This is a genomic window from Henriciella sp. (assembly GCF_029937755.1).
Lineage (GTDB): Bacteria > Pseudomonadota > Alphaproteobacteria > Caulobacterales > Hyphomonadaceae > Henriciella.
The window spans coordinates 269,165-282,556 of the sequence record NZ_JAPYPG010000004.1 but is presented as its reverse complement, the minus strand read 5'-3'; the positions used below and the strand labels follow the sequence as shown (position 1 = coordinate 282,556).

Genomic DNA, 13,392 nt, shown 5'->3' with positions numbered 1-13,392 from the left:
TGCGCATTGCAAGATTGCGCTGGCGAGGATCAGATAGGGGCATGCTCTACCTGATCCTCAAGGCCACAATCTCGGGCATCCTGATCGCCGTCGCCTCCACGCTGGCGAAGCGCTATCCCGGGTTTGGCGCGCTAATCGCGTCCCTGCCGCTGGTCTCGGTTCTTGGAATGATCTGGCTGTGGCGGGACAAGCCCGACGCGGAAAACATGGCCGCCCATGCAGGCGCGACCTTCTGGTACGTGATCCCGTCGCTGCCAATGTTCCTGCTGATCCCCGCCCTGTTGCGCCACGGGGTGTCGTTCTGGATCGCGCTTGCAGCGGGCTGCCTGCTGACCATCCTGCTTTACATTCTTATGACATGGATTGGGCCCAAACTTGGCCTGCAACTCTAGCTCGCGCTGACAAGCGGCCAGAAGACCGGGATCACGACGAGCGAGACCGCAAAGAAGAGCAGGTTCAGGGGCAGGCCGACTTTCGTGAAGTCTGTGAACCTGTACCCGCCGGCGGTATAGACCAGCGTATTCGTCTGATAGCCGATCGGCGTGGCAAAGCTCGCGCTGGCGGCAAACATCACCGCGACCACGAAAGGCCGGGCATCGACACCCAGGCTGGCCGCCAGTCCGATGGCAATAGGGGTCATAAGGATGGCGGTGGCGTTGTTGCTCACAAGTTCCGTCAGCGCCGAGGTGATCAGATAGACCACGGCGAGGGTCACGATCGGCGGCAAGTGCCCGATCGGACCGCTGATACCATCGACAAGGAAGGCGGCGGCGCCTGTCGTCTCCAGCGCCTGGCCAAGCGCCAGCATGCCGAAAATCAGGAACAGGATGTCCCACTGGATCGACTTGTAGGCTTCCTGATGGTCGATGCAGCCCAGCGCGATGACGCCAGCAGCCGCGATCAGGGCGAGCCCGGCAATCGGCATGATGCCCAGCGCTGCGAGCACCATGACAAAGAAGACAGCGCCCAGCGCGATGGGCGCCTTGTCGCGGCGGATTGGCTGCTCGGTCGTCTCGGTCAAATTCGACAACATACCGTCATCGAACATCTGCCTCAGGCCGCCCGGCGGGCCTTCAACGAGCACCGTATCGCCGATGTCGAACCGGATATTCTTGCCGCCAATGCCGATATTCTCCCCGCGCCGGTGGATGGCGATGGCATAGACGCCATAGAGGCGGACGAGGCCTGCCCCGATGATGGGGCGGCCGACGAGGCGCGACTGCGGGCCGACGACGCCTTCCATGACGCGCGTCTCGGTCGCCTGGACCGGCTCGATGGCGTGCGTGCTGCCGGCGCCTGACCCGATGGCGACATTACCAGCCTCGCGCAGCGACAGCATTTCCGAGACGGGTGAGCGCAGAACGAGCCGGTCGCCTGCCTCCAGCGACAGCGAGGTGAGCTCACCCCGGCGGGAACGGTTCTCACGCATCACGTCGATCACGGTGAAGCCCTTGTCGGTGGTGAAGCCGGTTTCCTTGATCGTCTTGCCGACGAGGGGTGAGTCGACCGGCACAAGCACCTGCGCGACGAAGCGGCGTGATGCGGAGGTCGGCAGGAGCGTTGCCAGCGTGTCCCGGTCTGGCAGGAACCAGCGTCCGACAATCGTCATGTAAAGCGTCCCGGCCAGCGCCAGGCACAGGCCCGCGCCGGTGATCTCGAAAATGCCGAAGGATGCCATGCCGGATGTCTGCACGATGCCGTCGACGAGCAGGTTGGTGGAAGTACCGATCAGCGTCGTCATGCCGCCGAAGATCGAGGCGAAGGAGAGCGGGATCAGAAGTTTCGATGGCGAGACACCCACCGATTGCGACAGCCGGATCGCGACCGGTATGAGGATGACGACGATCGGGGTGTTGTTCATGAAGGCCGACAGCACGATCACGACGAGCATCAGGGCGGCGATGGCGGCCATCGGGCTCCATCGTCGCGACAGCCGCACAATGGAATTACCGATTGCGCCGATCACGCCGGTTCGTTCAAGCGCCGCTGACAGGATGAACATGGCGCCGATGGTGATCGGGGCAGCGTTGGAAAAGACGCCAAGCACATCCTTGACGCTGAGCAGGCCGAAGATGAGAAGCGCTGACATGGCGAGCAGCGCGACCACGTCCGAGGGGATCCGCTCGCGCACGAAGCCGACGAAGACGGCGGCGACGAGCATGAGGACGAGAGCAATCTGGACCGGTTCTGGCAGCGTGAATTCGGGCATGAAGGTCAATCGGGAATGTCAGTCCGCGATACAAATGGAATTCCGCGGCTTAAAGCAATCGAGTTTTACTGAGGCGTGCCTTGTATCTGGCTGATGCCAGCCCTGCAGCCTCAGGCGTCGAAGCGGTAGCTCTGTGCACTGAGCGCCTGGCTCAGGAAGTCCATCATCGCCCGTACGCGCGGGGACTGGCGAAAGTCCGGATGGGTCAGCACCCAGAGCCCGGTCGCAATCCGTTCCTTCAGCAGGCCATCCACACGTTCGAGCCCATCGATCCGGTCGCCATAGCAGCTTGGCATAATGGCGACCCCAAGGCCGAGGCGCACAGCTTCGGCCAGCGCGATGAAGCTGTCGGCCCGCAAGGCGATATTTATCCGCGGGACATTGTCGGCGATCCATAGTTCCGAGGGTGCGCCGCGAAAGCCTTCGAGCATGGCAAGCCAGCGGTGCTCACCGGCGGGCCGGAATCCGGTGCGTTCGAGATAGGCGGACGACGCATAGGCATGGAAGGTCAGGTCGCAGATGCGCCGGCCGACAAGGTGTTCCGGCGGCGCAAGGGAGGGACGGATCGCCACTTCGGCTTCGCGCCGGTTGAAATCGAGCGCGCGCGTCGAGACGCTGAGATGAATCTGCAGGTCGGGATAGCGTGACAGGAAGTCGTTGAAGAGGTCGGCGATACCGGAGACGAAGAGGGAGTCTGTCGTGGTGACCACCAGCTCGCCCTTGATGGCTTGGACCGCGCCGGTAGTTTTCCGTTCGATACGGACCAGGGCTTCGCCAATCTCCCGGGCGGCTTCAAGGATCGGGCCGGCTTCGGGCAGTGGCTCCAGCCCCCAGCTGTCGCGTGAGAAGAGCCGGTAGGAGAGCTGGTCTTCAAAGGCAGCGATCCGGCGCTGGACCGTGGTGCGGTTCACATTGAGCTGACGCGCGGCCTCAGCAATGGTGCCAGCCTCGGCCAGCACGGCGACGAAGCGCAGATCGTCCCAATTCCAGTTGTGCATTAACGCTACCAGCCCGCCGCAAAATTCCCCCAATTTGAAGCATAGACGCAACACTTCCCAAGCGCTTCAATGCTTCCAGTCAGAATCTACTAGTAATTCGCCTCAGAGGCGAGTATAGAAGGTTCCGATGGTTAAGGTGGGGCAGTCTGTACCCTCCCGCCAAAACAAATTGTCGACGCCGCCCAGGTCCCGTCCCTGGACCCAAGAGGTTAACTCTTTAGGCTGGCCCGTTGCTGCGAACGGACACCAGACTGGCACGGCCACGTTGTCCCCCATTACCGAATGTGGCTGTGTTCGGGCTGGCGTCGACAACCTCATTAGCACCTAAATTTTTGTTAATGACAAGCCGGAATCCCGCGCCTCAGGGCGAAATGTGAAGAATATTTCATGCACTTCCCCACAGACGGGAATCGGGAGGGGCCGCGCCACTTCAGTCGGGAAGATTAGCCATGTTTAAGAGTGCCCGGGCCGGGCGAACCTGGGTCACTCGTCTTTATCGCTGCGCGCTGCCTTGAGGCGATAGACCAGGTCCAGCGCCTCACGCGGGCTCAGGCCGTCAGGATCCAGTGCATCAAGTATTCTGAAGATTTCATGGTCTTCGGGTGCTGGTTCTTCCGTTTGACTTGCCATTGCGAAAAGCGGAAGCGCTTCGACAGCGCCCGGCTGCGCTTCCAGGCGTTTCAACACCTGCTCGGCCCGGCGAACGGCACGCGCGGGGAGGCCGGCCAGCCGCGCCACCTGCACCCCGTAGGACCGGTCGGCAGCCCCCTTCTGCACATCATGCAGAAAGACCAGCTCGTTTTTCCACTCCTTGGCGCGAAGGCTGAGATTGGCGGCATGGTCGAGCTCGTCGGCGAGCCCTGTGAGCTCATGATAATGGGTCGCGAAGAGGGCGCGGCACTTGTTGATGTTGTGCAGGTGTTCGACGGCCGCCCAGGCAATGGCGAGGCCGTCATACGTCGAGGTGCCGCGGCCGACCTCGTCGAGGATCACGAAGCTTTCCTCGGTTGCCTGGCTCAGGATCGCGGCGGTCTCGACCATTTCGACCATGAAAGTGGAGCGCCCGCGTGAGAGGTCGTCCGAGGCGCCGACGCGTGAGAAGACGCGGTCGGCGAGACCAAGACGCAGGCGTCGCGCAGGCACAAAGAAGCCGGCCTGCGCGAGAATGATGGCGAGGCAGGCCTGACGCAGATAGGTCGACTTGCCGGCCATGTTCGGCCCGGTCACGATAGCAAGCCGGGCACCCGCATGGCCGTTTGCATCGAGCGAGAGATCGTTGGCGGTAAAGCCTTGGCCTTCCTTCTTGAGCGCGGCTTCCACCACCGGGTGGCGCAGACCGTCGGCTTCAAAGACGGGTTCGGCTGCCAGTTCCGGGCGCACGGCCCCGGTCTCGTTTGCCCATGCGGCCGACGCGGCGGCGACATCGATGACGGACAGCGCGTGTGCGGCTGCCGAGATCGCCTCTGTCTGTGCTTCGACGCGTGCGCACAGGTCGCGGAAAAGCTCCAGCTCCCGTGCGGTCGAGGCTTCTTCGGCCCGCGAGATGCGTCCGGCAAGGTCGGAGAGCTCGGCCGTCGAGAAGCGGATATTCGAAGCAAGCGTCTGCCGGTGAATGAAGGTTTCCGAATGCGGCGGCTTCAGCAGCCCATCGCCATGGCGGGCGGGCACATCGATGAAATAGCCGAGCACATTGTTGAACTTGATCTTCAGCGCGCCGATGCCGGTCTCGTCTGCATAGCGCGCCTGCAGGGCAGCGATCACCTGCCGGGAGTCGCGGCGCAGCGTGCGCGACTCATCCAGCGCCTCGTCCCAGCCCTCGGCAATGAAGCCGCCATCGCGGGCCAGCGCCGGCAAGTCCTCCGCGAGCGCCTCGGCCAGCGTGTCGCCAAGCTGCTTCAGCGCGGGCTGCTTGTCCGGATCAAGCGCCTCTGCCGCTTCGGCCAGGGGACGGGGCAGGCCGGTCTTCTGGCGTGAAAGCTCAGCCGCGAGCGCCGCACCCTCGACAATCGCCCCGGCAATCGCCTTCAGGTCGCGCGGGCCGCCGCGCTCCAGCCGGATGCGCGATCGGGCACGCTCAAGGTCAGGCACGGCCGTGAGGCGCGCACGGATGTCTTCGGTGAGGCTTGGCTCTTCAAGGAAGAAAGCAACCGCGTCATGTCGCGCAGCGATCTCGTCGGCGTCGCATTCCGGTTCGGCCAGCCGGGCGGCCATCAGGCGCGCACCGGGGGCGGTCAGGGTCCGGTCGATGGTGGCGAGCAGCGTCCCGGCCCGTCCGCCGCGCATCGCGGTGTCGATCTCGAGACTGGCGCGCGTGGCCGGGTCGATGGCAAGGCGCTGGCGTGTGGAGCCGCGGCGCGGGGCGTCGAGCCGAATGTCAGCCCCGGCCTGGGTGAGCGAGAGATAATCGAGCAGCAGGCCAGCCGCAGAAAGTTCCGCGCGCGAGAAATCCCCGAAGGCGTCGAGGGCGGCGACCTTGTAGGCATTCTTCAGCGCGTCCTCGCCTGCCTTGGGCGATGCCGCGCGCTTCGGGCGGCGTGTGATCGGTACCCGCAAGGCCGAAAGCGCCTGCCGGACCAGCGGGCGGGCTTCGTCTTCCTCGGTCACCAGCAGTTCGCTGACCGGGAGGGCGGAGAGGCGATCGCCAAGCGCTTCCGGCGGAAGGTCCCGGATATCGAATGCCCCGGTCGAGACATCGCAGGCCGCCAGCGCGGCATCGGCGCCGCCACTCGCAAAGGCGATAGCGACCAGCGCCTGCCCCTGGCGGGCGGGCAGGATGGTATCCTCGGTGATGGTTCCGGGCGTGACGACGCGCACGACATCCCGGTTAACGATGGCCTTGGAACCACGCTTTTTCGCTTCGGCCGGACTTTCGGTCTGTTCGCAGACGGCCACGCGCTCCCCGGCCTTGATCAGGCGGGCCAGATAAGGCTCAGCCGAGTGGTAGGGCACGCCGGCCATGGGGATCGGCGCGCCCTCATGCTCGCCACGCGCCGTCAGTGTGATGTCGAGGATTTCTGCAGCCCGCACGGCGTCCTGGAAGAAAAGCTCATAGAAGTCGCCCATACGGAAAAAGAGCAGGGCATCATCATGCCTTGCCTTGATCTCGAGATATTGCGCCATGAAGGGCGTGGGGGCCTTGGCGGCAGGCGGGCTCATATGAGTATCGGGCATGGAGGCATGATTAACGGATTCGCATAGGTGGGCTGCAATGGAAATAAGCAGACCGGGGCGGGTTGTCGCCCCAAGCGGAGCGGCTTAGAGGTGAGCCCCGCAGTTCAAGCAAAAAATACATATTGAAGGCCACCGCAATGACGTCCAAGCGCCCGACATTCACGGACAAGGAAGCGCTCGATTTCCACCGCCACCCACAGCCCGGCAAACTGTCGATTGCGCCGACAAAGCCGATGGCGACCCAGCGCGACCTCTCGCTCGCCTACAGCCCCGGGGTTGCCGTGCCGGTCAAGGCCATCGCGGAAAACAAGGATCTCGCCTTCGAATACACTTCGAAAGGCAACATGGTTGCGGTGATTTCCAACGGCACAGCCATTCTGGGGCTCGGCGATCTGGGCGCGATGGCGTCCAAGCCCGTGATGGAAGGCAAGTCGGTCCTGTTCAAGCGCTTTGCGGATGTCGATTCCATCGACGTCGAAGTGATGACCACCGATACCGAGGAGTTCATCTCCACGGTCCGCAATATTGGCGAGACCTGGGGTGGCATCAATCTGGAAGATATCGCCAGCCCGGAATGCTTCATTATCGAGAGCCGGCTGCGTGAGGACCTCGACGTTCCGGTCTTCCATGACGACCAGCATGGTACCGCCATTATTGCCGCTGCCGGCCTGATCAACGCCTGTCACATTACCGGGCGCAAGCTGGAAGATGTGAAGGTTGCCGTGTCGGGCGCAGGGGCCGCAGGGCTGTCCTGCGCGGGCCTGATCCGCCATCTCGGTGTGAAGGCCGAGAACATCCTGATGTGTGACTCCCGCGGTGTCGTCTATGAAGGCCGCACCGAAAAGATGGACCAGTTCAAGTCTGCCTATGCGGTGAAAACGGAGAAGCGCACGCTGGCTGAAGCCATGGAAGGCGCTGATGTCGTGCTCGGGCTGTCAATCGCAGGAGCCATCACCAAGGAGATGGTGGCCAGCATGGCGAAAGACCCGATCATCTTCGCCATGGCCAACCCGGATCCGGAGATCACGCCGGAAGACATCAAGTCGGTGCGCGACGATGCCATCATCGCGACGGGCCGCTCGGACTATCCCAACCAGGTCAACAACGTCCTTGGCTTTCCCTATATCTTCCGTGGCGCGCTGGATGTGCGCGCCCGGTCGATCAATGAGGAGATGAAGGTCGCCGCTGCCCAGGCGCTGGCGGAACTTGCCCGCGAAGACGTGCCCGACGAGGTGGCGGCCGCCTATCATGGTTCGCGCCCGCAATTCGGCCGCGACTATATCATCCCGACGCCGTTCGATCCGCGCCTGATCAGCTTCATTCCGCCATTCGTGGCGCAGGCTGCGATGGATACCGGTGTCGCCCGGACCCCGATCCCGGACATGGACGAGTATCGCCGCATGCTGGCGCGCCGGCTCGACCCGACCGCATCCTTCCTGCAGGGCGTTCAGGCCGCTGTACGCGAGAAACAACCGCGCATCGTCTTTGCCGAAGGCGAGGAGCCGTCGGTGGTCCGTGCCGCCTACTCCTTCAAGAACCAGGGCCTCGGTCATCCGATCCTGATCGGCCGCGAGGAGCAGGTGACCCGCGCCATGCAACAGATGGGCGTGCCTGAAGGTTCGCTCGACATCATCAATGCGCGCCTGTCGGACCGGAACCCGGAATATACCGACTATCTCTATGACCGGCTGAACCGTCAGGGCTATCTGCGCCGTGACGTGCAGCGCCTCGTCAATCAGGACCGGAACGTTTTCGGCTCCTGCATGCTGAAATTCGGCGATGCCGACGGCATGATCACCGGTGTGACGCGGAACTATGATGTCGCGCTGAAAGACGTCCAGACCGTGCTCGACCCGATCGACGACAAGCAGGTGATCGGCATGTCCATGGTCATCAACCAGGGCAAGACGATCTTCATCGCCGACACCTCAATCACTGAGCTGCCGGTGGCCGAGGATCTGGTCGGCATTGCGGAGGAGGCCGCCAGCGCCGTGAAGAGCCTGGGCTTCATCCCGCGCGTCGCCTTCGTTTCCTACTCGACCTTCGGCAACCCGTATGGCGAGAGGATGGAGAAGGTCCGCGAGGCCGTGGCCATCCTCGACTCGCGTGACGATATCGATTTCGAATATGAAGGTGACATCTCGGTCGAGGTGGCCATGAACCCCGGCCACAAGCTGATGTATCCGTTCTCACGGCTGACAGATGCGGCGAATGTGCTGGTGATGCCCGCCATTCACTCCGCCGCCATTGCGACCAAGCTGCTGACCTCGATGAGCCGGGCAACCGTCATCGGTCCAATCCTGCTTGGCTTCGAGAAGCCGGTCCAGATCGCCCCGCTTGGGGCCACGGTGTCCGACATTGTGAACCTCGCCACCTTCGCGGCCTTCGACATCGACCAGCTGGTGCACAACGTTCCTGCGGAATAATTTTACAGACCCCGGTCAGCTCTTGGCGCTGGCCGGGCCTTCTGGCGTCGGCACGTCTTCATCGGGCAGATCTTCAGGCTCATCGATCCGGATGCCTTTGGCGCGGTCGGGGCCGTATTTCATGATGAAGATGATCAGGGCGATAGGCGGCAGCGTGTAGAGTGCGGTTACCGTGAAGAAGCCGGCCCAGCCAATTGTTTCCGATAGCGGCCCGGAGGTCGTTGTCGCCGCGAGTTTGCAGAAGAAGGAATAAGCCGAACTCAGCAGGGCGTACTGGGTCGCGGCGAACTTTCGGTCGGCGAGCGAAGACATGTAGGCGATGAAGACCGAGCCGACATAACCGGCGGCCAGGTTATCCGCGACAATGACCCCCATCAGGGCCCACACGCTGGGCGTGTTGACCTCTGCGCCAGCTGGCGGCGCGACACCTTCAGAGACGGCCTTGGCCACGATGTCGAGATCCGGGCCGGCAGCCAGTGCCAGGCCGGCAAAGGCGCCATTGGTCAGCAGGGTGATGATGCCGCCGGCGATGAGGGCCGGCATGAGGCTGTAGCGCACGGCGACGAAGCCGCCGACAAATCCGCCGACAATGATTGGCCAGGGGCCGAGGACGCCCTGGATCCAGCCAACGGTCTCACGGGAATAGCCGAGATCGACATAGAAGGGGCTCGCCATGACGCCCATGGTGAAGTCGCTGATCCGGTACAGGGTGACGATCCCGGCCACCGGCAGGGCCCATACGCCGAACTTGCGGACGAGCTGCCAGAACGGTTCGACGACCGCGTCCTTGACCTTCAGGGCAAAGGACTTGCCTTCCTCCTTCAGGCGCTCGACCTTTTGCGGTTCGGAGATGAAGAAGACGATGATGGCCCCGATCGTCAGCATGACGAGGGCCATGAGCGCATAGGCAAAATGCCAGCTCGTAGCGCCGGCGATAACCATGCCGAAGCCAGCGAACATGATGGCGAAACGGTAGCCGAGATTGTAGACGGCGGCCATGTTGGCCTGCTCGTCATTCGGCGCGGACTCGATACGCCAGGCATCAACTGCGATATCCAGCGTGGCCCCTGAAAAAGCGAGGACGAGCGCGCCGATGACCGTGGGCATGATGGCGATGGCAGGGTCGGTCGAACTGATCAGGAAAAGACCGAGCGAGGTGCCGCAGATCGCGAGGATCATCCAGCTCCGCCTTTGCCCCAGCAATCCGTTCAGGATTGGCAGCTTGATCCTGTCGACGGCTGGAGCCCACAGAAATTTCAGCGAGTAGGCGAAGGAAACGGCATAGAGACCGCCAATCGAGGCGCGGTCGATACCAGCTTCGCGCAGCCAGAATGACAGTTTCGAGAACACCATCATCAAAGGCAGGCCGGATGCGAAGCCGAGAACCAGCATGAATGCCATGGTCGGCTTCAGGTATTTCCGGAAGGCCGTCCCGAGCGTTTCGCGGCCTTGGCCTCCGGCGTCGCCTGTATCGCTCATGCAGCGCCCGACTGTTTCTGCGTCCACCTGATGGCAAGCCGGCGCAACGCATCGGCATCAAGTGGTTTGGAGGCAACCCCGTCAGCCCCGGCCGTTCGGGCGCGGCGTTCGATTTCCGGATTGATTTCGGCTGAGATGGCGATGACCGGCATCTCCATGCCCGCGGCGCGGAGCGCTTTCATCGCGTCATATCCATCCATGATCGGCATGCGCAAATCCATGAAGACGAGGTCCGGTTTAAGGCTCTCGCAGATGTCGACCGCTTCTCGGCCCGTTGCGGCGACTGTGACGGAGAAACCAGCCGATTCCAAGGCGCGGCGTGCAATCAGCGTGTTCACGGGATTATCGTCAGCGATCAGGATGCGGCCGTCATGCGGGCCTTCCTCGATCTGGTCAGGCGCGGCGGCGCCCTTTGCGGCGAGGCTGGCGCGCTCGACGAGTGAGGAATAGCGCAGCGGCCGGACAAGCCAGCCGGCAGCGCCCATATCGTGGAAGCGGCTCATCAGGCCGCGGTCGCCGGGCCGCATGACGACAAGCGTCGGGGCGATGCGCGTCAAGGCGCGCAGCGAGCGTTCCGATAATTCGGCGGCCGCCAGGATCACATCCGGCTTGCGGCGGCGGGCCTGCTGGGCGTTCTCGACGAGGGTGATCCGCGCGCCGGCATGGGAGAGGATGCCACAAGCCGAGAGGGCGGTGGCGTTGGGCAGGCCAGCCAGGCCGATATGGGTGCCTTCATCGAACATCGCGGGCGGCGTGAAGGCCACGCTGTCTCTGTCGACGGGCAGGGTGACCAGGAAGCAGGCCCCCTTGCCTTGATGACTGCACAGCGAGACCTTGCCCCCCAGCGTCTCGGCGAGCTTGCGGACAATGGCGAGGCCGAGGCCGACGCCGCCATCCTTCATCGCATCGCCAGCCGAGCTTTGCCGGAAGGCTTCGAACAGGCGCTCCTTGTCGGGGGCCGAGATGCCGGGGCCGGTGTCGAGGACGCGCAGCGTGAGCTCGCCGGTCTTGTACCGGACATCAACGAGGACGCCGCCCTGTTCTGTGAACTTGATGGCGTTGCCGACGAGGTTGAACAGGATCTGGCGGATCTTTCCGGCATCCGCGACGATTTCCGAAGGCACGCCGGGATTGATCAGGACACCGAGGTCGATGCCCGCGCCATGGGCGCGCGGGGAAAGCAGTTCGCTGACTTCCCTGACGAGGGCAGCCAGCCGGAAGCGCTCCGGTTCGATGGTCAGGGCCCCCGCGTCGAGACGGGCGAAATCGAGGACGCTGTTGAGCATGTCGAGCAGGCGGGACCCGGACTGCCGGATCGTTTCGGCATACTCTTTCTGGGCCGGGTCGAGTTCGGTTTCCAGCAACAGGGAGACAGTGCCGAGAATGCCGTTAAGCGGCGTGCGGATCTCGTGCGTCGTGGTCGCGAGAAAGGCCTGTTCAGGCGACAGTTTGCCATTGTCGTTCGTCATGTCCGCACGGCTAGCGCAAAATGACTGACAAAACGCTTAAAGCTGGGCTTACCGCGCGAGTGAGCGGGTAGAAGCTCCGGCCGCCTGTTCATCGGGCAGCCGGCGGCGATAGCTGAGCGCTTCGGCCACATGCACGCGCTGGACCCCGCCGGCGCCGTCCAGATCTGCAATCGTGCGGGCGACTTTCAGGACCCTGTGATAGGCACGGGCCGACAAGGCGAGCTTGGCAGCGGCGTCGGCCAGCAGGGCGCCGGCGCGCTCATCGGGCGAGGCAATGGTGGCGATGTCCTTTGCCGGGGCATCGGCATTGACCGCACGGCGGCCGGTTCCGTCTGTGTCAGCGAACCGGTCGGCCTGAACGGCCCGTGCGGCGCTGACGCGGGCAGCGGCCTCTTTCGTGCCTTCGCTGGGGGCCGGCAGGGTCAGGTCCATGGCGGTCACGGGCGGGGTGTCAAAGAACAGGTCGATACGGTCGAAGAAAGGGCCGGAGATGCGCGCCTGATAGGTGCGCGCGCAGGCCGGTCCGCGCCGGCATGCGCCGTCACCGGGCCCGCCGCCACAGCGGCAGGGGTTCATCGCAGCGATCAGCTGGAAGCGGGCGGGGTAACGGACATGCCGGTTCGCCCGTGAGATGACAACAGAGCCGTCTTCGAGCGGCTGGCGCAGACTGTCGAGGACCTGGGCCGGAAATTCCGGCAGCTCGTCGAGAAAGAGTACGCCATGATGGGCCAGCGATACCTCGCCCGGCCGTGCCCGGATGCCGCCGCCGACCAGCGCGGCCATCGAGGCGGAATGGTGCGGCGCACGGAAGGGGCGCTGGCGTGAGAGTTTCCCACGTTCGAGCAGGCCGGCGACCGACTGGATCTGCGAGACCTCCAGCAATTCGCTGGCCGAGAGAGGCGGCAGCAGGCCAGGCAGGCGCTGGGCGAGCATCGACTTGCCCGACCCCGGCGGGCCGCAAAAGAGCAGGTTGTGGCCGCCAGCGGCTGCGATCTCCAGAACCCGTTTGGCGCCGTCCTGGCCTTTGACATCTGACAGGTCAGGGCCGGCAGCGGCGGGCGCCAGTTCTCCCGCGACCGGCGGGGCGAGGCTGGCCCGGCCGGCAAAATGGTTGACCATGGCGATCAGGCTCGGCGCGGCGAGGGAGCCTTCGCCTGCCCAGGCGGCTTCCGGCCCGCAGACTTCCGGGCAGATCAGCCGCAGGTCGAGCGCCTGTGCGGCCATGGCGGCGGGCAGGACGCCGAGTGTCTGGCCAAGCGTCCCGTCCAGCGACAGTTCGCCAATGGCAGCGTATTCGTCCAGCGCATCCGGGGCGATTACGCCCATCGCCGCGAGCAGGCCAAGCGCAATGGCGAGGTCATAGTGGCTGCCTTCCTTGGGCAGGTCGGCGGGCGCAAGATTGACGGTGATATGCTTGGGCGGGAGGGCCAGCCCGATAGCGGCAAAGGCGGAGCGAACCCGCTCCTGGCTTTCGCGTACCGCCTTGTCGGCAAGGCCCACAATCGCAAAGTGCGGATTGCCTGAGGTCAGCTGCACCTGCACATCGACAGGTTTCGCTTCAATGCCTTCAAAGGCGAATGTCGTTATCCGTGCCACCATGCGCCACACCCCACCGTTTCGGGTGAGTTAACACACAGTCT

8 protein-coding genes are annotated in these 13,392 nt (G+C 63.9%); 2 read left to right on the top strand and 6 right to left on the bottom strand.

The features are described from left to right. The first annotated feature begins 41 nt into the window (after nucleotides 1–41). Nucleotides 42–392: a DUF3147 family protein gene (locus tag Q1K29_RS11105; RefSeq protein ID WP_300394745.1), complete on the top strand. Its 351-nt coding sequence runs from the start codon at nucleotides 42–44 to the stop codon at nucleotides 390–392. On the opposite strand, the gene Q1K29_RS11100 is transcribed toward Q1K29_RS11105, so the two are convergent. From Q1K29_RS11100 to mutS, 3 genes are all read right to left on the bottom strand, one after another. Beyond that, nucleotides 389–2,209: an SLC13 family permease gene (locus Q1K29_RS11100; protein WP_300394743.1), complete on the bottom strand. Its 1,821-nt coding sequence runs from the start codon at nucleotides 2,207–2,209 to the stop codon at nucleotides 389–391. The genes Q1K29_RS11105 and Q1K29_RS11100 overlap by 4 nt on opposite strands. Before the next feature lie 110 nt (nucleotides 2,210–2,319). Continuing rightward, nucleotides 2,320–3,207 (bottom strand): LysR family transcriptional regulator, encoded by an 888-nt coding sequence (locus Q1K29_RS11095; RefSeq protein ID WP_300394741.1) that lies wholly within the window; start codon nucleotides 3,205–3,207, stop codon nucleotides 2,320–2,322. A 483-nt stretch (nucleotides 3,208–3,690) separates the two neighbouring features. Continuing rightward, nucleotides 3,691–6,378, bottom strand: coding sequence for a DNA mismatch repair protein MutS (gene mutS, locus Q1K29_RS11090; RefSeq protein ID WP_300394740.1), 2,688 nt, complete (start codon nucleotides 6,376–6,378; stop codon nucleotides 3,691–3,693). Between the two features lie 137 nt (nucleotides 6,379–6,515). Between mutS and Q1K29_RS11085 the strand changes: the two genes are divergently transcribed. Further along, entirely contained in the window at nucleotides 6,516–8,804 is a 2,289-nt protein-coding gene (locus tag Q1K29_RS11085) for an NADP-dependent malic enzyme (protein ID WP_300394738.1), read from the top strand. 15 nt (nucleotides 8,805–8,819) lie between these two features. On the opposite strand, the gene Q1K29_RS11080 is transcribed toward Q1K29_RS11085, so the two are convergent. From Q1K29_RS11080 to Q1K29_RS11070, 3 genes are read right to left on the bottom strand one after another with little or no spacing between them, the layout of a single operon-like run. Beyond that, complete coding sequence (locus tag Q1K29_RS11080; protein ID WP_300394736.1) at nucleotides 8,820–10,283, bottom strand: MFS transporter; 1,464 nt, start codon at nucleotides 10,281–10,283, stop codon at nucleotides 8,820–8,822. Beyond that, on the bottom strand, nucleotides 10,280–11,752 hold the full coding sequence (locus Q1K29_RS11075; RefSeq protein WP_300394734.1) for a response regulator: 1,473 nt from the start codon (nucleotides 11,750–11,752) through the stop codon (nucleotides 10,280–10,282). The genes Q1K29_RS11080 and Q1K29_RS11075 overlap by 4 nt, the downstream gene beginning before the upstream one ends. A 48-nt stretch (nucleotides 11,753–11,800) precedes the next feature. Next, nucleotides 11,801–13,351 carry a YifB family Mg chelatase-like AAA ATPase gene (locus Q1K29_RS11070; RefSeq protein WP_300394733.1) on the bottom strand — a complete coding sequence of 517 codons (1,551 nt, stop codon included), beginning with the start codon at nucleotides 13,349–13,351 and terminating at the stop codon, nucleotides 11,801–11,803. Nucleotides 13,352–13,392 lie beyond the last annotated feature (41 nt).

Coding starts and splice junctions, on each gene's coding strand:
- Q1K29_RS11080 (WP_300394736.1), bottom strand. CDS start 10,283: ATGAGCGATACAGGCGACGCCGGAGGCCAAGGCCGCGAAACGCTCGGG.
- Q1K29_RS11085 (WP_300394738.1), top strand. CDS start 6,516: ATGACGTCCAAGCGCCCGACATTCACGGACAAGGAAGCGCTCGATTTC.
- Q1K29_RS11070 (WP_300394733.1), bottom strand. CDS start 13,351: ATGGTGGCACGGATAACGACATTCGCCTTTGAAGGCATTGAAGCGAAA.
- Q1K29_RS11105 (WP_300394745.1), top strand. CDS start 42: ATGCTCTACCTGATCCTCAAGGCCACAATCTCGGGCATCCTGATCGCC.
- Q1K29_RS11095 (WP_300394741.1), bottom strand. CDS start 3,207: ATGCACAACTGGAATTGGGACGATCTGCGCTTCGTCGCCGTGCTGGCC.
- Q1K29_RS11075 (WP_300394734.1), bottom strand. CDS start 11,752: ATGACGAACGACAATGGCAAACTGTCGCCTGAACAGGCCTTTCTCGCG.
- mutS (WP_300394740.1), bottom strand. CDS start 6,378: ATGCCCGATACTCATATGAGCCCGCCTGCCGCCAAGGCCCCCACGCCC.
- Q1K29_RS11100 (WP_300394743.1), bottom strand. CDS start 2,209: ATGCCCGAATTCACGCTGCCAGAACCGGTCCAGATTGCTCTCGTCCTC.